Annotated in this window: 17 protein-coding genes; 8 read left to right on the top strand and 9 right to left on the bottom strand. The window is 69.4% G+C overall.

Annotated elements, in window-relative coordinates:
* Positions 1 to 41: 41 nt before the first annotated feature.
* Positions 42 to 1,856 (bottom strand): glutamine--fructose-6-phosphate transaminase (isomerizing), encoded by a 1,815-nt coding sequence (gene glmS, locus GGR12_RS15940; protein WP_183205653.1) that lies wholly within the window; start codon positions 1,854 to 1,856, stop codon positions 42 to 44.
* Between the two features lie 170 nt (positions 1,857 to 2,026).
* Between glmS and glmM the strand changes: the two genes are divergently transcribed.
* Positions 2,027 to 3,376, top strand: a complete 1,350-nt coding sequence (glmM, locus tag GGR12_RS15935) for a phosphoglucosamine mutase (RefSeq protein ID WP_183205652.1) — start codon at positions 2,027 to 2,029, stop codon at positions 3,374 to 3,376.
* Here glmM and GGR12_RS15930 read toward each other — a convergent pair.
* From GGR12_RS15930 to GGR12_RS15920, 3 genes are all read right to left on the bottom strand, one after another.
* Entirely contained in the window at positions 3,373 to 4,452 is a 1,080-nt protein-coding gene (locus tag GGR12_RS15930; protein ID WP_183205650.1) for a hypothetical protein, read from the bottom strand. The genes glmM and GGR12_RS15930 overlap by 4 nt on opposite strands.
* 76 nt (positions 4,453 to 4,528) lie before the next feature.
* Positions 4,529 to 5,833 (bottom strand): FAD/NAD(P)-binding protein, encoded by a 1,305-nt coding sequence (locus GGR12_RS15925; protein ID WP_343053297.1) that lies wholly within the window; start codon positions 5,831 to 5,833, stop codon positions 4,529 to 4,531.
* A 260-nt stretch (positions 5,834 to 6,093) separates the two neighbouring features.
* Positions 6,094 to 7,590, bottom strand: coding sequence for a phosphomannomutase/phosphoglucomutase (locus tag GGR12_RS15920; RefSeq protein ID WP_183205648.1), 1,497 nt, complete (start codon positions 7,588 to 7,590; stop codon positions 6,094 to 6,096).
* A gap of 160 nt (positions 7,591 to 7,750) precedes the next feature.
* Between GGR12_RS15920 and gpmA the strand changes: the two genes are divergently transcribed.
* The 3 genes from gpmA to GGR12_RS15905 all read left to right on the top strand — a co-directional run bounded on the left by gpmA (position 7,751) and on the right by GGR12_RS15905 (position 10,451).
* Positions 7,751 to 8,470 carry a 2,3-diphosphoglycerate-dependent phosphoglycerate mutase gene (gpmA, locus tag GGR12_RS15915; protein ID WP_183205646.1) on the top strand — a complete coding sequence of 240 codons (720 nt, stop codon included), beginning with the start codon at positions 7,751 to 7,753 and terminating at the stop codon, positions 8,468 to 8,470.
* Position 8,471: 1 nt separating this feature from the next.
* The gene (locus GGR12_RS15910; RefSeq protein ID WP_183205644.1) at positions 8,472 to 9,110 is read left to right on the top strand and encodes a bifunctional diaminohydroxyphosphoribosylaminopyrimidine deaminase/5-amino-6-(5-phosphoribosylamino)uracil reductase RibD; all 639 of its coding nucleotides are present in this window, start codon (positions 8,472 to 8,474) and stop codon (positions 9,108 to 9,110) included.
* A gap of 75 nt (positions 9,111 to 9,185) precedes the next feature.
* On the top strand, positions 9,186 to 10,451 hold the full coding sequence (locus GGR12_RS15905) for a pentapeptide repeat-containing protein (protein WP_183205642.1): 1,266 nt from the start codon (positions 9,186 to 9,188) through the stop codon (positions 10,449 to 10,451).
* A 64-nt stretch (positions 10,452 to 10,515) separates the two neighbouring features.
* On the opposite strand, the gene GGR12_RS15900 is transcribed toward GGR12_RS15905, so the two are convergent.
* A complete protein-coding gene (locus tag GGR12_RS15900) occupies positions 10,516 to 10,992 on the bottom strand; it encodes an Hsp20 family protein (protein WP_183205640.1) in 477 nt (158 codons plus the stop codon).
* Between the two features lie 271 nt (positions 10,993 to 11,263).
* Between GGR12_RS15900 and GGR12_RS15895 the strand changes: the two genes are divergently transcribed.
* The 3 genes from GGR12_RS15895 to GGR12_RS15885 all read left to right on the top strand — a co-directional run bounded on the left by GGR12_RS15895 (position 11,264) and on the right by GGR12_RS15885 (position 14,171).
* Positions 11,264 to 12,091: a class I SAM-dependent methyltransferase gene (locus GGR12_RS15895; RefSeq protein WP_183205639.1), complete on the top strand. Its 828-nt coding sequence runs from the start codon at positions 11,264 to 11,266 to the stop codon at positions 12,089 to 12,091.
* Between the two features lie 95 nt (positions 12,092 to 12,186).
* Complete coding sequence (locus GGR12_RS15890) at positions 12,187 to 13,095, top strand: class I SAM-dependent methyltransferase (protein ID WP_183205638.1); 909 nt, start codon at positions 12,187 to 12,189, stop codon at positions 13,093 to 13,095.
* Positions 13,092 to 14,171, top strand: a complete 1,080-nt coding sequence (locus tag GGR12_RS15885; protein WP_183205637.1) for an alpha/beta fold hydrolase — start codon at positions 13,092 to 13,094, stop codon at positions 14,169 to 14,171. The genes GGR12_RS15890 and GGR12_RS15885 overlap by 4 nt, the downstream gene beginning before the upstream one ends.
* A gap of 12 nt (positions 14,172 to 14,183) precedes the next feature.
* On the opposite strand, the gene hisN is transcribed toward GGR12_RS15885, so the two are convergent.
* Together hisN and GGR12_RS15875 are read right to left on the bottom strand one after the other, a co-directional pair.
* Positions 14,184 to 14,969, bottom strand: coding sequence for a histidinol-phosphatase (gene hisN / locus GGR12_RS15880; RefSeq protein ID WP_183205636.1), 786 nt, complete (start codon positions 14,967 to 14,969; stop codon positions 14,184 to 14,186).
* Between the two features lie 106 nt (positions 14,970 to 15,075).
* Positions 15,076 to 15,462, bottom strand: a complete 387-nt coding sequence (locus tag GGR12_RS15875) for a helix-turn-helix domain-containing protein (protein WP_183205851.1) — start codon at positions 15,460 to 15,462, stop codon at positions 15,076 to 15,078.
* Positions 15,463 to 15,638: 176 nt separating this feature from the next.
* Between GGR12_RS15875 and GGR12_RS15870 the strand changes: the two genes are divergently transcribed.
* Positions 15,639 to 15,881 (top strand): GlsB/YeaQ/YmgE family stress response membrane protein, encoded by a 243-nt coding sequence (locus GGR12_RS15870; RefSeq protein WP_183205635.1) that lies wholly within the window; start codon positions 15,639 to 15,641, stop codon positions 15,879 to 15,881.
* Positions 15,882 to 15,956: 75 nt separating this feature from the next.
* Here the strand turns inward: GGR12_RS15870 and GGR12_RS15865 are convergent, their stop codons facing one another.
* Both GGR12_RS15865 and typA read right to left on the bottom strand, forming a co-directional pair.
* Complete coding sequence (locus tag GGR12_RS15865; protein ID WP_221212422.1) at positions 15,957 to 16,445, bottom strand: superoxide dismutase; 489 nt, start codon at positions 16,443 to 16,445, stop codon at positions 15,957 to 15,959.
* Positions 16,446 to 16,653: 208 nt separating this feature from the next.
* Positions 16,654 to 18,486, bottom strand: a complete 1,833-nt coding sequence (gene typA / locus GGR12_RS15860) for a translational GTPase TypA (RefSeq protein ID WP_183205633.1) — start codon at positions 18,484 to 18,486, stop codon at positions 16,654 to 16,656.
* Positions 18,487 to 18,505 lie beyond the last annotated feature (19 nt).

Raw genomic sequence — 18,505 nt, 5'->3', positions numbered from 1 at the left:
CTTCGTAGCCCCCCTTGCTGCGCGGGCGCTGCGGTGAACCGCTATTCGACGGTGACGGACTTCGCCAGATTGCGCGGCTGGTCCACGTCCGTGCCCTTCTGCACCGCCGTGTAATACGCCAGCAGCTGCACCGGGATCGCATAGACCAGCGGCGCGATCAGCGAATGGCACTCGGGCGCGTCGACGCGGCGGATGCCGGCGCCGTGCGGATCGGGGGCCGACTTCGGCGCGATCATGATCACCGGACCGCCGCGCGCGGCGACTTCCTGCAGGTTCGACGCGGTCTTCTCGAACACCTCGTCCATCGGGGCCAGGGCCACGATGGGAGTCAGTTCGTCGACCAGGGCGATCGGGCCGTGCTTCAGTTCGCCGGCGGCATAGCCCTCGGCGTGGATGTAGCTGATCTCCTTCAGCTTCAGCGCGCCTTCCATGGCCAGCGGGAACATCGCCCCGCGGCCCAGGAACAGCACGTCCGTGGCCTTGGAGATGTCGTGGGCGACTTCCTTCAGCGCGCCCTCCATCCGCATCGCCTCGGCGATGATCCGCGGCGCCTCGAACAGCGCCTTGACCAGTTCGGCCTCGGTGGACGCGTCGATGCGGCCGCGCTGCACGCCCGCCGACACCGCCAGCGCCAGCAGCGCCGCGACCTGGGCGGTGAACGCCTTGGTCGAGGCCACGCCGATCTCCGGCCCGGCATGCGTCGGCCACAGGGTCTGGGCCTCGCGCGCCATCGACGACGAATGGACGTTCACCAGCGCGGCGGTCTTCAGGCCGGCGGCCTTGCACCAGCTCAGGCTGGCCAGGGTGTCGGCCGTCTCGCCCGACTGGCTGACCGCCACGGCCAGGGTCCCCGGCGTCAGGGCCGGATTGCGGTAACGGAACTCCGACGCGATCTCGACGTCGCAGGGCAGGCCGGCCAGCTTCTCGAACGCATAGCGGCCGATCTGGCCGGCGTAGAAGGCGGTGCCGCAGGCGACGATCTGGATGCGGTCGACGTTGGCGAAATCGGCCTCGTTGGGCTTGGCCCGGCCGTTCACGAAGTCGAGGTAGTGCGACAGGGTGTGCTGGACGCTGTCCGGCTGCTCATGGATCTCCTTCTCCATGAAGTGCCGGTACTCGCCCTTCTCGACCAGGGCCGAAGAGGCCGAGACCTGCACGATCGGACGCGTCACCGCCGCGCCCGAGGCGTCGAACATGCGCGCGCCGTCGCGGTCGATGCCGACGTAGTCGCCCTCTTCCAGATAGCTGATCTTCTGCGTGAACGGGCCGACCGCCAGGGCGTCCGAGCCCAGGTACATCTCGCCCTCGCCCCAGCCGACCACCAGCGGGCTGCCGCGGCGCGCGCCCAGGATCAGGCCGTCCTCGCCCTCGATCAGCACCGCCAGCGCATAGGCGCCGGTCAGCTGGTCCAGCACCACCTTGAAGGCGACCAGCGGGTCGTTGGTCTTGCCCAGTTCGCGGTCCAGCAGGTGGGCCACGACCTCGGTGTCGGTCTGGCTCTCGAAGACGTGGCCCTCGGCGGCCAGCTCAGCCTTCAGCTCGGCGAAATTCTCGATGATGCCGTTGTGGACCAGGGTCACCCGGCCCGCCTTGTGCGGGTGGGCGTTGGTCGTGGTCGGCGCGCCGTGCGTCGCCCAGCGGGTGTGACCGATGCCGATGGTCGAGTTCAGCGGCTCGGCGGCCAGCACGGCCTCCAGCTCGCGGATCTTGCCCTTGGCGCGGCGGCGCTCGATCTTGCCGTCGACCAGGGCGGCCACGCCGGCGGAGTCATAGCCCCGGTATTCCAGCCGTTTCAGGCTGTCGATCAGACGGGGAACCGCCGGGCCAGTCCCGGTCACGCCGATGATGCCGCACATGGATGGAAGGTCCTCGGAAATCTGGAGCGTCGTGCTTTGCGCACAACCGCCGGAGGGTCTAATCGGGACCCTGACAATCTGGCGCCGGTGTAGGCGACAGGCGGTCGGATATGCACCTAAAAAGCGGTTTCGCAAGGTTTCTGCGGATCGCGACCAGAGGAAGACCACGCTTGGCTGAACGACGCTACTTCGGCACTGACGGCATTCGCGGCCGCGCCAACACCCATCCCATGACGCCCGAAGTGGCGCTGCGCGTGGGTCTCGCCGCGGGGCGGATGTTCATGTCGTCGGACGACCGCCGCCACCTCGTGGTCATCGGCAAGGACACCCGCCTGTCCGGCTATATGATCGAGCCCGCCCTGGTCGCCGGTTTCTCGGCCGCCGGCATGGACGTGCGCACCTTCGGCCCGCTGCCGACGCCGGGCGTGGCCATGATGACCCGCTCCATGCGCGCCGACATCGGCGTCATGATCTCGGCCTCGCACAACGCCTACCTCGACAACGGCATCAAGCTGTTCGGCCCGGACGGCTACAAGCTGTCCGACGCCGTCGAGCTGAAGATCGAGTCGATGATGGATGAGGCCCTCGGCTCCGGCCTCGCGCCCGCCGACGCCATCGGCCGGGTCAAGCGCATCGACGACAGCCAGGCGCGTTATGTCGAGATCGCCAAGGCCAGCTTCCCCAAGGGGCTCAGCCTGCAGGGCCTGCGCATCGCCGTCGATTGCGCCAACGGCGCCGGCTACAAAGTCGCCCCGACCACCCTCTATGAACTGGGCGCCGAGGTCTGCGCCGTCGGCGTCGAGCCGAACGGCCTCAACATCAACGAGAACTGCGGCTCGACCCACCCCGAGACCCTGGCCGAGGCGGTCAAACGCTACCGCGCCGACATCGGCATCGCCCTGGACGGCGACGCTGACCGGGTCATCATCTGCGACGAGAACGGCCGCGTCATCGACGGCGACCAGATCATGGCCATGGTCGCTCTCGACTGGGCCAAACGCGGCCTGCTGAAGGGCGGCGGCCTGGTCGCCACCGTCATGTCCAACCTCGGCCTCGAGCGCCGCCTGCAGGCCGAGGGCCTGACCCTTGAGCGCACGAAAGTGGGCGACCGCTATGTCATGGAGCGCATGCGCGAGGGCGGCTTTAACCTCGGCGGCGAACAGTCCGGCCACATCATCCTGCACGACTACGCCACCACCGGCGACGGCCTGATGTCGGCCCTCCAGGTCCTCGCCGTGCTGGTCGAAAGCGGCAAGCCCATGAGCGAGCTGGCGCGCCAGTTCGAGACCGTGCCGCAGAAGCTGGAAAACGTCCGCTACACCGCTGCGAAGCCGCTGGAGGACGCAAAGGTCGTTGCCGCCATCGCCGACGCCGAGGCCCGCCTGGACGGCGTCGGCCGCCTGCTGGTCCGCCCCTCGGGCACCGAAAAACTCATCCGCGTCATGGCCGAGGGCGACGACGAAAAGCTGGTGAAGTCGGTGGTCTCCGACGTCGCCGCGGCGGTGAAGGCGGCGGGTTAGGGCGCCGGCGCGGCGGCTACGCTGCCGCCGCGATAACCCGGCTCGAACTCCGCGCCGGGGAATTCGAGCGCATATCCGATGTTCGGCATGTTGCAGTCACCGGTCGAGCCGTTGCGATAGACGGCCGGGCGAAGGCGCTCGACGACAGGGCCCTGGACCGCGGCGCGCACGGGGGCCAGGTCCAGGTCAGGCCCCAGCCGCGCTCCCGCCGTGTCGAAATGCCCGGCGTAGACGACTTCGCCCGCCGCCACCTCGAAGGCGGGCGATCCGAAGCACAGATTCAGGCTCTGGATCCGCGCGATCCGCCACCGTCCTGCAGGAACCTCGACCGCGACCCAGCGGCCGTTTCGGCTGGGCATGGCGCCGAAGGATTGGCCGAGCGGGGCGCTGTCCTCGACGTCCTGCTCAAACGCTAGGGCGTAGTGCGTGCCGCTCAGCCGCATGATGACGATGGCGTTGCCGGGCGCCGGCTCCGGAAGCTGCGGCCAGCGAAGCGTTTTGGCCCGCGGCTGCTTGAAGACCGCTCGCAGGTCGAGCAGGGGCAGTTCGACGCTCGCGTCGCCCTCCATGAAGATCTTCAGGCTGATGTGGCCGGGGCTGGCGGGTCTCGGGCGTGAGGCCGTGCCGTAACCGTTCGGGCGGGCGAGCTGGTTGGTGAAGCTGCGCACCAGCCGACCCGGCGGCGTTTCGGCGCCCAACCAAGGCCCCGCCCGCTCAGCCAGTGCCGCCCCCGAAAGCCCGGCGACCGCCGCGCCTTCAGCGCTCTCCAGTTCGAACACCCGCCAGCCGCGGGCGATCATGCAGTTCTCGGTTTTCACAACGGGGACCGCCCGGGCCGTCCCGCCCCAGAACAGCTCATACGCCAGGCCCATTCGACGAAATTCCTGACCGTCTTCCCCGAACCAGGTGTCCGCCGCGCACCGGGCCAGTTCGGCGTTGTGCTCGGCGACCGTCGCGCCGGGGCGGTTGTAGAATGCATAGCCTTGGGCGGGCTCACCGAGATCGACCCGCGCCTGATGCACGTCCTGCGCGGCCGCCTGCCCCGCCATCGCCAACAGCACGGCGGCGAGCATCATTTCTTTGAACATGTTCCAGGTCTCGACTCTGGCTGACCACGATGTCTGCCGTTTCAGCCCAAAACCATGGAGGCGGTTAAACGGCCGTCAACACCCCGACCAACCCCTCCACCCGCTTGCGGATGTCCGGCACGGCCGTCGTCTCCCAGAACGACGCGAACGCCGGCGGGCCCAGCACGAACAGCCGGTCGTCCGGCGTCCCGTCCACGCCGATCGCGCGCCCGTCCTGCGCCACCTCCAGCCCGAGGCCCAGCGGCTCCAGCCGTGCACGGCCCGAGGCGATCAGGGCGCCGGTCAGCGGGGTCTGCGCCGCCGCATGCCCCGGCCCGGTGCAGTCGATCAGCCAGCCGCCCGTAAGCGGCGGCTGCGCCGAGCCGTCGCGCGGGCGCCAGTGGACGGTGACGCCGTCCGCATCGGCCTCCACCCGCTCCACCCGGCCCGCCGAAATGTCGAGCCGGCTCCCCAGCCTGTCCATCGCCTCCTGCACCTCCGGGGCGATCCGGTGCCGATGCACGTCCCACCAGGGCCGCAGGTGCCGCAGCCAGCGCGCCCGCGTCTTCGGATCGGCCCCCGTCCACAGCCGTGCGGTCAGGGGGCGCAGGCCCTCCATCACCGCCCGCCAGTTCCCGGTCTCCGCCGCCAGCCGCCGGGCCTCGGCCACCTGTTGCGAGGGCGATCCCTCCAGCAGCAGGTCTGTCGGCGGCGCCGGCGTGTCGTGGTGTTCGCCGTGCGCGCGCGGCGTCAGCCCGCGGCGGGACAGCACATGGATCGGTCCCTTGCGGCCGTTGGCCTCCAGCCACAGGGCCATGTCGATCATGGTCAGGCCCGAGCCGACGATGATGACCGCATCCTCCGCTCCGATCCGGTCCAGCGCTCCCGGCGCCCAGGGATCGTGGATGATGCGCCGCGAACCGCCCTGCGCCGTCTTCGGAGCCGGATTGCCGGTGGCCAGCACCGTGGCGCGGGCCTCGATCCGCCGCCCGTCGGCCAGCCTGACCGCATCGGCCTCGATCGCCGAGACCTCGCCGGTGACCAGCTCGATCAGGCCGGGATGCGCCAGCCGGACGGCGTTCAACCGGTGCTGCAGATATTCGCCGTAGTAGCGCCGCGGCGCGAAGCCTTCGGGATCGGCGCGCCAGCCCGCGCTCGCCTTCAGCCAGTCCACGAAATCGTCGGGCCGCCCCTCGACCGCGCTCATGCGGTTGGCGCGCACGTTCAGCAGGTGGCCCTCGAACGGGGTGGAGTAGGCCAGTCCCGGCCCGAAGGTCCCGGTCCGGTCGATCAGGACCGAGGCGACGCCCGCTTCGGCCAGCCGGGCGGCCAGCATGGCGCCGGAGAACCCGCCGCCGATGATCGCGATGCGCTGGTCGTCGTCAGCCACGGAAGCTCCCGGTCGTCATTCGCTTCTGTACTGCCAAGGCGGACGGTTCAACCGACCCCACGCATTCGTCATCGGGCGCGCCCCCTGCTGTCGTCATTCCGGGCGAAGCGCAGCGGAGACCCGGAACCCGGCGGCGCCGTAGCAAAGCGAAGGCGATGTGTCCGCCAGCTGCGTGCGTGACAGGTTCGCGCTCTCGCGCGCCGCCGGGTTCCGGGTCTGCAGCTCGCTTTGCTCGCTTCCGCCCGGAATGACGAAAGCCCTCAAATCTCCTGATTGTAGGCGCCGACCTCGGCGTACTTGGCCAGCCGCGGCTTCACTTCCTCGCGGAACAGGGCGCGCATGTCGTCTTCCGAGCGCATGCTCTCGACCACCACCACCAGCTCCGGCTTGTTGGACGAGGCGCGGACCAGCACCCAGGACCCGTCCTCCAGGTGCACGCGCACGCCGTTGACCGTGATCGCCTCGACGATCTTGCGGCCCAGGATCGAGCCGCCCGCATCGGCCAGGGCCTGGTACTCGGCCACGATCCGCTCCAGCACCTCGTACTTCAGCTCGTCGTCGCAGTGCGGCGACATCGTCAGGCTGGTCCAGGCGTCGGGCAGGGCGGCCTTCAGCTCGCTGAGCTTCTTGCCGGGGTTCCGGTCCAGCATCGCCAGCACCGCCCCCGCCGCGACGATGCCGTCGTCATAGCCGTGGCCCAGCGGGGCGTTGAAGAAGAAGTGGCCCGACTTCTCGAAGCCCGCCAGCGCGCCCAGTTCGGCCGTCTTGCGCTTGATGTAGGAGTGGCCCGTTTTCCAGTAGACGGTCTCCGCCCCGTTGGCCTTCAGCACCTCGTCGGTCTTGTACAGGCCGGTCGATTTCACATCGACGACGAAGGTCGAGTTGGGGTGCAGGGCGCTCAGATCGCGGCCCAGCATCAGGCCGATCTTGTCGGCGAAAATCTCCTCGCCCGTATCGTCCACCACGCCGCAGCGGTCGCCGTCGCCGTCGAAGCCCAGGGCCAGGTCGGCGCCGGTCTCGCGCACCTTCTGCGCCATCTGCACCAGCATGGCGTGGTCTTCGGGGTTCGGATTGTATTTGGGGAAGGTGTAGTCGAGCTCGACGTCCATCTCGATCACCTCGGCCCCCATCCGGCGCAGGGCCTCGGGGGCGAAGGCGCCCGCCGTGCCGTTGCCGCAGGCGGCGACCACCTTGATCGGCCGGCTCAACTTCACCTGGCTGACTTCCTCGATGTAGCGCTCGCGGAAGCCCTCAATGCGGGTCAGGGTGCCGCCGCCACGGACGATGCCCTCGGCGTTCAGCACGATCTCCTTCAGGCGGCCGATCTCGTCCGGGCCGAAGGTCAGCGGCGGCTGCGCGCCCATCTTCACCCCCGTCCAGCCGTTCTCGTTGTGGCTGGCGGTGACCATGGCCACGCACGGCGCGGCGAGGTCGAACTGGGCGAAATAGGCCATCGGCGACAGGGCCAGGCCGATGTCCAGCACGTCCATCCCGCCTTCCAGCAGGCCCAGGGTCAGCGCCTGTTTCACGGCCAGCGAATATGAGCGGTAGTCGTGGCCGACCACGATCTTGTTCCGCTGGCCGATCTCGTGGACGTAGGTCGCCAGGCCGAGGCCCAGGGCCTGGATGCCCAGCAGGTTGATCTCCTTGTCCAGGATCCAGCGCGCGTCGTACTCGCGGAACCCGGTGGGCTTCACCAGCGGCACGGTCTCGTACTCGGCCGTGTTGGGGCGAAGGTCCTGGCGCGGCTTGATCATGATCGGGTCCTGAAGCGGGGCGACCGGTATAGCAGGCCGTCGGAGGGCCACAACAACGCGGGAACGGTGGTTTGGGTGCGGCGTTGGCGTAGCGGCGAGCGAACCTTGACCGGTCCGGAGCCCGGGCCTACCCCCGTCCCGAACGCCATCGGAGACCTTGATGCCCCGCCTGATCCTGCTGCGCCACGGCCAGAGCCAGTGGAACCTGGAAAACCGCTTCACCGGCTGGGTCGACGTCGACCTGACCGCCGAGGGCGAGGCCCAGGCGCGGCGCGGCGGTGAACAGATCGCGGCGGCCGGCTTCCATCCGGACGTCATGTTCACCTCCGTCCTGACCCGGGCGAAGCGCACCGGCGCGCTGGCGCTGGACTCGGCTGGCCTCAAGGACGTCCCGGTGGTCGAGGACTGGCGCCTGAACGAGCGCCACTACGGCGGCCTGACCGGCCTCGACAAGGCCGAGACGGCGGCCCTGCACGGCGACGATCAGGTGAAAATCTGGCGCCGCAGCTACGACGTCCCGCCGCCGCCGCTGGCCCCGGGCGGCGAGTTCGATTTCGCCCACGATCCCCGCTACGCCGGCCAGCACATTCCGGATACCGAAAGCCTGAAGACCACCCTGGACCGCGTCCTGCCCTACTGGAACGACGCCATCGCCCCGCGCCTCAAGGCCGGCGACGACGTGCTGATCGCCGCCCACGGCAACTCCCTGCGGGCCATCGTGAAGCACCTGTTCAACGTCCCGGACGACCAGATCGTCGGCGTCGAAATCCCCACCGGCAATCCGCTGGAGATCGATCTCGACGCGAACCTGACCCCGGTCGCCGCCCGCTACCTCGACGCCGACCGCGCCCAGCCCCTGCCGCCCCTGCCGGAAGCCTGACATGACCAGCGCGCAGCAGACCTCCGACGACATCCGCTTCATGGGCCGGGCCATCGCCCTGGCCAAGGCGCGGATGGGCCAGACCTGGCCGAACCCGGCGGTCGCCTGCGTCGTCGTCAAGGACGGCGAGGTCGTCGCCGAGGCGGCCACGGCTCCGGGCGGTCGTCCCCACGCCGAGGAACAGGCCGTTCCCGCCGCCGGGGACAAGGCCCGCGGCGCCACCGCCTATGTCACCATGGAGCCGTGCGGCGCCCGCTCGTCGGGCCGCACGTCCTGCTCCAACTTCCTGATGGACGCCGGCGTCAGCCGCGTGGTCGTCGCCGCCGTCGATCCCTCGCCCTTCGCCTCGGGCCGAGGCGTCGAGCGTCTGCGCAAGGCGGGCCTGGACGTCGAGACCGGTCTGCTCGCCCAGGAGGCCTCGGTTCTCTACGAAGGCTATCTGCACCGCGTCGAAACCGGCCGCCCCCTGGTCCGCATCAGCGACGACGGCGAGGGGTTCGACGCCCGCTTCGCCGCCTCGGCCAAGGCCGACCTGGCCACCGAGCTGAAACGCCTCGGCGAGGCCGGCTACACCCGTGTCTGGGTCGGGCCCGGCGAACTGGCCGACGCGCTGCGCGAACAGGGTCTGCTGACCGCCTGATTACCCGCTGATTCCTCACGCATTCTGGTGACGTTCCTCACTCTTCCTTAAGCGGCGGCGTGCCATTCTGGGTCAATGTCGGGGAACACCGCCCAAGCCGTCGCCAGAAGGCGCATCGATCAAAAAGAGCTGGACGCCATCTGCGCCCGGCACGACCGCCTGTGGCAGGCCCGGCCGGGCGGCGCCCGCGCCGTCTTCGCCTGGATGGACCTGTCCGGCCTCTCGCTGGTCAACCGCAATCTCGCTGACGCCGACTTCTCCGCCGCCTGCCTGATCGGCTGCGACCTCAGCGGGGCAAAGCTCGATAACGCCATCCTCTTCGGCGCGGACATGCAGGAGTGCGTCCTCGTCGACGCCAGCATGCGGCGCGCCGACCTGCGCGGCGCCTGCCTGCGCGGGGCCGACCTGACTGGCGCCGACCTGTTCGAGGCCGATCTGCGCGAGGGCACCATCGCCGCCGCGGATTCCCGCCTCGGCTTCCGCGTCATCGAGGCCCGCTCCAGCCGCGACACCCAGGCCCAGGGCGCCTGCCTCGCCGGCGCCAATCTCGAACGCTCCAAGCTGACCGGCGTGGTCGCCGTCGCCGCCGACTTCTCCGACGCGATCATGAAGGACTGCAAGCTGGTCCGCGCCAACCTGAAGCAGGCCAGCTTCCGCGGCGCCGACCTCGCCGGGGCCGACCTTTCGGGCGCCGATCTGACCGGCGCCGACCTGCGCGAGGCCGTGCTGGTCGGGGTCAAATCGGCCATGTGGCGGACCGACGGCGCCGATCTCTCCGGCGCCCTCACCGACGACCGCTCGTCCGGCGCGCCCGTGGGCAAGATGCCCGCCGCCGACATGCTGGCCGACCACGCCCAGTGGTGCGAGACCGGCGGCGCGGCCGGCCGGCCCTCCGTCTTCGACGGCGTCGACCTGCGCGCCCTGCGTTCGATCCGCGGCTACAACCTCACCGCCCTGTCGGCCAAGGGCGCGATCTTCTACGGCCTCGACATGGAGGGCGTGCAGCTTCAGGGCGCCCATCTCGAGGACGCCGACCTCCGCTCCGCCAACCTAAAGGGCGCCGACCTGCGCGGCGCGCGTCTGGCCCGGGCCCTGCTCAGCGGCTCCGACATGCGCGAGGCCCAGCTGGGCCCGCTGCTCATCACCGCCGACCGTCTGCTGCCCTGCGACCTCACGGGCGCCAGCCTGAAGGGCGCGGACCTGTCGGGCGCCGATCTGAAATGCGCCAACCTGACGGACGCCAATCTCAGCCGCGCCACCCTGCGCGGCGCCTGTCTGCGTCAGGCCGTGCTGAAGGGCGCGATCACCACTGGCGCGCGCGGCCTCGAAATCCAGCCCTGACCGGCCACGAAAAAGGGGCGACGCAACGCGCCGCCCCTTCATCAGGCTCTCACTGTAGCGGCGTTTAGGCCGCCTTCGCCTTCTTGCCCTCGATCAGAGGCTTCGACGCCTTGCCGGCGCCGATCTCGATGCGGCGGGGCTTCAGCGCTTCCGGCAGTTCGCGGGCCAGGTCGATCGACAGCAGGCCGTTGACCAGGTCCGCATCCTTCACCACCACATAGTCGGCCAGCTGGAATCGGCGCTCGAAGTCGCGCTCGGCCAGGCCGCGGTGCAGGTAGTTGCGCTCCGCGCCGGCGTCATCGTTGGCCGTCTTGCGGCCGGTGACGGTGAGCAGGTTCTCCTTCACCTCGATGTTCAGCTCGTCGGGCTTGAAGCCGGCGACGGCGATCTCGATGCGATAGGCGTTCTCGCCCGTGGTCTCGATGTTGTAGGGCGGCCAGCCGTTTTCCTGGCTGGTGCGCGCGGCGCTTTCCAGCAGACCGGCGAGACGGTCGAAACCGACGGCCGAACGGTACAGCGGCGAGAAATCATAGGTACGCATGGGTCATCCTCCTGAGGATCAGCAAGGTTGAGCCGGTCCCGCCGTTTGATGCCCGGACCGGCGGTGGGAGTTCGGATCGTGCGGCCCGTGATCGGCCCCGCTCGCTCCGGAGGACCCGATGTCGGCGTCCTCGAGAGCTCAGATGGGAAGCGGCGATGCATCGTCAAGTCCGCGTGATCGTGTCGCGTCCGACGCGATGCGGCTTGCCCCCCGCGCCGCTCGCCGTCAGGGTTCGCCGCCGGCTCAAAAGGCCCCTCACAAGGAAGCATCGATGCGACTGATCGCCCTCGCCGTGACCACAGCACTCCTGTTGCCCGCCGTGGCCGCGGCCCAGAGCCTTCCGCCGCTTCCCGGCCTCGACGAGACCGCGGCCCAGCGCACGGCGCGCCGCGCGGCGATGGAGCCGCCGGTTCCGCAGGAAGACACCGTCCTTCAGGGCATCGTCGCCTCGGAAAGCCGCCCCGCCGCCGACCGCGCCCGCGATCCGTACCGCCACCCCTTCGAAACCCTGACCTTCTGGGGCCTGCATCCCAATTTGACGGTCGTCGAGATCGAGCCCGGCCGCGCCGGCTGGTGGCGCAACATCCTCGAGCCCTACGCCGCCGCCACCGGCGGCCGTTACGTCGCCGTCAATCGCCCGCTGGAGGGCATGGGGGTCGAGGACGGGACCGCCGACATGATCGTCGTCGCCCGCGCCTTCCATAACTGGCACCGCAGCGACCGCACCGCCCCCTACATGGCCGCCTTCTTCAAGGCGCTGAAGCCGGGCGGCGTCCTCGCCATCGAACAGCACCGCAGCGCCGAGGGTCTGAACCCCGACGAGACCGCGCCATGGGGCTATGTCTCGGAAAGCTACGTCATCCACGCCGCCCAGGAAGCCGGCTTCGTGCTCGACGGCCGCAGCGAGCTGAACGCCAATCCGAAGGATGACCGCGACCATCCCTTCGGCGTCTGGAGCCTGCCGCCGGTCCGCACCAGCGCGCCGCGCGAGGGCAATGCGCTCGATCGCGCCACGCCGCTGACCGAACAGGAACGCGCCGAGCTCGACGCCATCGGCGAGAGCGACCGCATGACCCTGCGATTCCGCAAGCCGGACTGACGCGATGGCCGTTTTGACCGTTCAGGGGAACAGGGTTAATCCCGACGTTCCGGGGCCGGTCCAAAACGTGCAGGATCGCCCGACGGGGGACGTGCATGAGTGATTCGACTGAGGGCTGGCGACTGTCGCCGTCGCGCCGGGGCGTTTTGTCCGGCGTCGCGGCGTCGGCCCTGCTCGCGCTGGCGGGCTGTGGCAAGGAAAAGACCGCCGAGCCCCCTCCCACGCCCGACGGCCCGCCGAAAGGTTCGCTGGAGTGGGCCGTGGCCGGTCCCTGGCGCGCCCAGGACAAGCCCCGCGACGCCGCCCGTCATCCGATGGAGACGCTGCGCTTCTTCGGCCTTCAGCCGCGCATGACCGTGGTCGACTTCTGGCCGGGCAGCGGCTGGTACACCGAAATCCTCGCCCCCTATCTGGCTGAGGGCGAAGGCAAATACATCGCCGCCGGCTTCCAGACGGGCCCCGGCGCCGATCCCGCCCAGGTGGCCCTGACCGGCGCCTTCGAGGAGCGGTTCACCAATGACCGCCCCCTGTACGGCGAGATCGAACTGACCCAGTTCGGGCCGACGTCCGGCCCCGTGGCCCCGGCGGGCACCGCCGACCTGGTCCTGTTCATGCGCAACATCCACGCCTGGATGGCTGCCGGCATCGCCGAAAAGGCCTTCGCCGACGCCTACGCCGCCCTGCGCCCCGGCGGCATCCTCGGCATCGAACAACATCGCCTCGGTCCGGATGAGGATCAGGACCCAGCGGCCGCCAACGGCTACGTCCAGGAAGCCTTCGTGAAGCAGCTGGCGGCCGAAGCCGGCTTCGCCTTCGTCGGATCCTCGGAAATCAACGCGAATGAAAGGGATACCAAGGATCATCCGTTCGGGGTCGAGACCCTGCCGCCGCAGCGCCGCAGCGCGCCGCGGGGCGAGACTCCCGACCCTGACTTCGATCGCGCCAAGTATGACGAGATCGGGGAAAGCGACCGCATGACCTTGAAGTTCAGGAAGCCCGAGTGAACCGAGCCGCCGCATACGCCGCCAACGCGCCCCTGATGGGGGTTCCGGGCGCGTCCTCGCCTCCGGGCGGGGCGGGCGAATGGTTCCGCGGCGCCGGCGGCCTGCGCCTGCGCGCCGCCTTCTGGACGCCCTCCGCCCTCGTCGCCCGCAAGCCGCGCGGCACCGTCGTGCTCAGCCCCGGCCGCACCGAGCCGATCGAGAAATATTTCGAGGTCATCGGCAATTTCCTCGCCCGCGGCTGGTGCGTCCTGGCCCACGACTGGCGCGGCCAGGGCCTGTCCGCCCGCCTGCTGCCCGACCGTCTCAAGGGCCACGCCCGCGCGGTCGAGGAGTTCCTCGACGACTACGCCCGCCTGGTCGACGCCTTCGAGACCCGCGCGCCCAAGCCCTGGGTCATGGTTGGCCATTCCATGGGCGGCGTGCTCAACCTGATGACGCTGGAAAACGGCGAGGAGCGCTTCTCCGGCGCCCTCCTGTCCAGCCCGATGCTGCGCATCAGGACCGGCAAGCGGTCGATGTGGTCGGTCAAGCTGGCTGTCCGCTGGAACCTGCGCCACGGCAAGGCCGGCGACTACGTCCTCGACAATCCGGACGACCCCTTCGACCACACCTTCGAGAAGGACGCCCTGACCTCGGACGAGACCCGCTACGAGCAATGGCGCCAGCAGCTGTACGCCTGCCCGCACCTCGCCGTCGGCGGCCCGACCTGGGGCTGGCTGGCCTTCGGCCTCGACGCCGGCGAGCGCGCGCTCAAGCCCAAGGCCTTGAAGTCGGTGAAGATTCCGGTCGCCATCGTTCAGGCCGCCGAGGACGACCGCGTCTGGAAACAGACCAACAAATGGGCCGCCAAACGTCTCGGCCGCGGCCGCTACGTCGAGGCCCCGGGCGCCAAGCACGAGGTCATCATGGAGACCGACGACAAGCGCGCGGTCTTCCTGGAGGAGTTCGACGCCATGGCGGCCTACGTCTCGCCGGTCGAGGACCTGTCCCCGGCCGCCCAGCAGCCGGCTCCGGCGGCTCCCGCCGCGACCGATTTCGGCTTCCCCTCAGGCTCTCCGGAACCCTCCGCGGCCTGATTTCGCCTCGACCTAAAGGGACGAGCGCCGCAGCGTCACCAGCGCCTGCTCGCGGATGCGCACGTCGCCGACGGCCAGGATCTGGCCGCTGCCGTCCGGCGTCTCGCCGCGCCAGTTGGTGACCTCGCCGCCCGCGGCCTCGATCACCGGGACCAGGGCGGACCAGTCCCACACCTTCAGCTGGCTCTCGACCACCAGGTCGATCCGCCCGGCCGCCAGCATGGCGTAGGCGTAGGCGTCGCAGCCCAGGCGGGCCAGCCGCGCCGCGGCGCGCACCTGCGTCCACGATCCCAGCTCTGCGCCGGTGAACAGGTCGGGGTCGGTGGTGGCGATCACGGCGTCGGTCAGCCGCTCGCATGGCCGCGTCGCCAGCGGCGTCTCCGCGCCGCCCTTCAGCATCCGGGCACCCGACGGGCCGCCGATGAAGATCTCGTCCAGATACGGCTGGCCGATCACGCCCACGGTCGGGCGTCCGCCCGTGCGCAGCGCGATCAGATTGGTCCACAGCGGCAGGCCGGCGATGAAGGCGCGCGTGCCGTCGATGGGGTCCAGAATCCAGACGTGTTCGGCGTCCGGCCGGTCCTCGCCGTACTCCTCGCCGATGACGCCGTGGTCCGGATAGCGGGCCTCGATCAATCGGCGAATGGCGGCCTCGGCCTCGCGGTCGGCCTGGGTGACCGGGTCGAAAGCCCCCGGTCCGCCCTTGTCGATCTCCTCATACGCGCCGCGGAAATACGGCAGGGAGACGCGCGCGGCCTCGCGGGCCAGGTCGACGGCGAACAGCTCGAACTCGGTCATGGAAGGGTCGAGTGGCGAGGGTCGAGGGTCGAGTCAAGAACTCAGACCCGCCCCCGTCGCCTCAACCCTCGTCCCTGGACCCGCGACCCTCGACCCTGGCCGCGTATCAGGCCGCTTCGCCCTCGGCATGCAGCGACTTCGCCAGATCCAGCAGACGGCGGCGCGGACGCTCGCCCAGCTGGTAGTAGGCCTGGATCAGGTCGAGCGTTTCCTTGCGGGAAAACATCTCGCCACCCTGATTGGCGGCCTCCTTGCGCTCGATGGCCTCCTCGAGACCGTCGTAGAAATAGCTGACCGGCGATTCCAGCGCTTCGGCCAGCTGCCACAGGCGGGCGGCCGAGATGCGGTTGGCGCCGCATTCGTACTTCTGGATTTGCTGGAAACGGATGCCGACCTGCATGGCCAGCTGCTGCTGGGTCAGGCCCAGCAGGCGACGGCGGCGACGCAGGCGGCGTCCAAGGTGAAGGTCGATGTCCGAAGCCATGATCCCGATTTCCCCTCTTCACGGCCTGTCCCGAAGCGGGACGGCTCGCCCTTCACGCGGCAAGGGCCGTGCCGGGCTCGCCCCAGGGGGGATTGCAGGAAAACGTCGTTCTCTACGGTCAAGGCAACCGGAGGCCCTGCGGCGCATTTACTCGCCGACCGTTGCTTTTGAGGAAGGGAGCGAAAATGAGCATTATTTTCTGGATTATCGTCGGCATTATCGCCGGCTGGCTGGCCGAACAGATCATGGGCCGAAACCATGGGCTGCTGACCAATCTGATCGTCGGCATCGTCGGCGCGCTGATCGGCGGCTTCATCGCCAACGCCCTGGGCTTCTCGTGGGGCGGCTGGATCGGTTCGACGATCGTGGCCACCCTCGGCGCCATCATCCTGCTGTTCCTGCTGGGACTGGTGAAGCGTCGGGCCTGATCCGGCCGGCCATCTGACAAAAGGGAAGGGCGGCTCCCTGCGGAGCCGCCCTTTTTCTGTCGCCTGATCGGGCGGTCAGGCGCCAGGTTCGTCCGGCTTGGCTTCACCGGCGGCCGGCGGCTCTGCAGCCGACGGCGAAGTGGCGGGTTCAGCGGGATCGGCCGGCGTCGCCGGCTCGGCCGGGTTCGCCGGTTCAGCCGCAGCCGGGGCCGCCCCCGGAATGGCCGGAGCCGCCAGGTACTGGCTGTTGTTCCAGGCCACCGCGACGTCGGCGCCCTGTTGCGAGATGCCTGCCACCGGCACGCCGCGCAGGGCGCCGTCAGCCCCGCGTACGGTCAGTTCCTGGCCGGCTTCGGTCTGCCGGACGCCTTCCAGCTTGCCCAGTTCGCTGCCGTCCGCGCCGCGGACGGTCGCGCCCGGCTGAAGCGTCAGGCTCTGGGGTTGTTCAGCCGCCGGCGCCGCTGCGGGGGCCGGGGTTTGCGGGGCCGTGCTGTCCTGGGCGAACGCGGGAGCGGTCATGAGGAACAGGCCGGCGACGCCAGTGAGGAGCGCGGTCTTTCGCATGATGTCAGCCTTGATCAACGCGAGCGGAGTTGAGCTCGCAGGAACAGGCAAACACCCGATGTTTCGGTTTGTTTCGCCCGCCCCGAAATGACCCTGGGTCTGCCCGGATTGGCCGATTTCGGCTCGCCGAACGCCTTGTCGGACAGCAATCGGGCCGCAACCCGGAAGGCTGCGGCCCGACAATCTCCAGCGATCGCTCGCGTGAGGCTTAGTCCTCGCGGACGCGCTTCTTGCGGAACGAGGGGTTCAGCACGGCCTTGCGCAGGCGGATCGACTTCGGCGTCACCTCGACCAGTTCATCGCTTTCGATATAGGCGATGGCCTGTTCCAGCGACGGACGACGCGGCGGGGTCAGGCGCACGGCCTCGTCCTTGCCCGAGGCGCGGACGTTGGTCAGTTGCTTGCCCTTGATCGGGTTGACGTCCAGGTCGTCCCAGCGGCTGTTCTCGCCGATGATCATGCCCTGATAGGTCTTCTCGCCGGCGCCGACGAACATCACGCCGCGGTCTTCCAGGTTCCACAGGGCGAAGGCCGCCGTGTCGCCGTCCGAGTTCGAGACCAGCACGCCCTTCAGGCGGCCCTCGATGGTGCCCTTGTGCGGCTCGTAGTGGCTGAACACGCGGTTCAGCACGCCCGAACCGCGCGTGTCGGTCAGGAACTCGCCCTGGTAGCCGATCAGCGAACGCGACGGGCACATCAGCTGGATGCGGGTCTTGCCCGCGCCCGACGGGCCCATGTCCTTCAGCTCGGCCTTGCGGGTCGACAGCTTCTCGATGACCACGCCGGTGTACTCGTCGTCGACGTCGATCATGACGTCCTCGATCGGCTCCAGGCGCTCGCCGTTCTCGCCGGTCTGATAGACCACGCGCGGACGCGAGATGGACACTTCGAAGCCTTCGCGGCGCATGTTCTCGATCAGCACGCCCAGCTGCAGTTCGCCGCGGCCGGCGACTTCATAGGCGTCGGCGCCGGCGGTCTGGGTCACGCGGATGGCCACGTTGGCCTCCGCTTCCTTCAGCAGGCGGTCGCGGATCACGCGCGACTGCACCTTGTCGCCTTCGCGACCGGCCAGCGGGCTGTCGTTGACCGAGACGGTCATCGAAATGGTCGGCGGATCGATCGGCTGGGCCGGCAGGGCCTCGGTGACTTCCAGGGCGCACAGCGTGTCGGCCACGGTGGCCTTGGACATGCCGGCGATGGCGACGATGTCGCCCGCTTCCGAACCCTCGTCCAGGGCCGTGCGCTTCAGGCCGCGGAAGGCCAGAACCTTGGTGATCCGGCCCTGTTCGATCTGCTTGCCGTCACGGTCCAGCGCCTTGATGGCCATGCCCGGAACGGCTTTCCCGCTCTCGATGCGGCCCGTCAGGATGCGGCCCAGGAACGGGTCGGACTCGATCAGCACGTTCAGGATCTGGAACGGCTTGTCCTTGTTCGCCTGCACGGCCGGCGGCGGGACGTGGTCGACGATCATGTCGAACAGCGGGGCCAGGGTGTCGGACGGGACGTTCATGTCCAGCGTCGCCCAGCCGTTGCGGCCCGAGGCGTAGATGTGCGGGAAGTCCAGTTGCTCGGGCGTGGCGCCGATGGCCTCGAACAGCTCGATCGTCTCCAGGTGCACCCGGTCCGGGTCGGCGTGGGCGCGGTCGACCTTGTTGATGCAGAGGATGGGACGCAGGCCCATCTTCAGCGCCTTGGTCAGCACGAATTTGGTCTGGGGCATGACGCCCTCTTCGGCGTCCACCAGGATGACGCAGCCGTCCACCATGCCCAGGATGCGCTCGACCTCGCCGCCGAAGTCGGCGTGGCCGGGGGTGTCGATGATGTTGATCCGGGTCTCGCCGGCCTTGCCGTGCCACAGCACCGAGGTGGCCTTGGCCAGGATGGTGATGCCGCGTTCTTTCTCCTGGTCGTTGGAGTCCATGGCGCGTTCGGTCGTCGCCTCATTGGCTCGGAACACGCCCGACTGGGCGAGCAGCTGGTCCACCAGCGTGGTCTTGCCGTGGTCAACGTGGGCGATGATGGCGACGTTACGGAGGTTCATGACGAATGGCGCGGCGCGT

This window comes from Brevundimonas lenta (genome assembly GCF_014196335.1).
Lineage (GTDB): Bacteria > Pseudomonadota > Alphaproteobacteria > Caulobacterales > Caulobacteraceae > Brevundimonas > Brevundimonas lenta.
This window is presented reverse-complemented; position numbering and strand designations above follow the sequence as displayed.